The sequence below is a fragment of the Paraburkholderia sp. SIMBA_054 genome (assembly GCF_046534875.1).
In the GTDB taxonomy this organism is placed as follows: Bacteria; Pseudomonadota; Gammaproteobacteria; order Burkholderiales; family Burkholderiaceae; genus Paraburkholderia; species Paraburkholderia hospita.
Map to the genome: position 1 here is coordinate 1 of NZ_JAWRXV010000512.1, position 303 is coordinate 303.

The 303-nt window shown below is 62.7% G+C and carries 1 pseudogene; it reads right to left on the bottom strand.

The window, feature by feature from the left end:
* Positions 1–303 (bottom strand): annotated as a pseudogene (locus SB822_RS56130) (filamentous hemagglutinin); the annotation flags it as partial.

Below are 303 nucleotides of genomic sequence, written 5' to 3' on the forward strand. Positions count from 1 at the left end.
GGCCGAGCGCGTAGTTGCCGTTCATATCGCTCTCGATGTTCTGAAGATCCTGCGCCGTATTGACCAGCTTGTAGCCGGTGATCTGCGTAACCAGTCCACTGTAGTCGGGCGCCACCCACGCACTGTTCGCGAGCAGGGTGCCGGGCGAATAACTGCCGTTCATGTCATACAGCGCGCTCACCGTGCCGGTGCTTCGCGACCAGTCGATCGTGCCGTTGTTCGTAAGGCTGCCGCCATTGTTCACGCTCGCCGCGTCCGTGCGCAGTGTCAGCGCGCCGCTGCCCTGGTTGCTCAACGTGACGC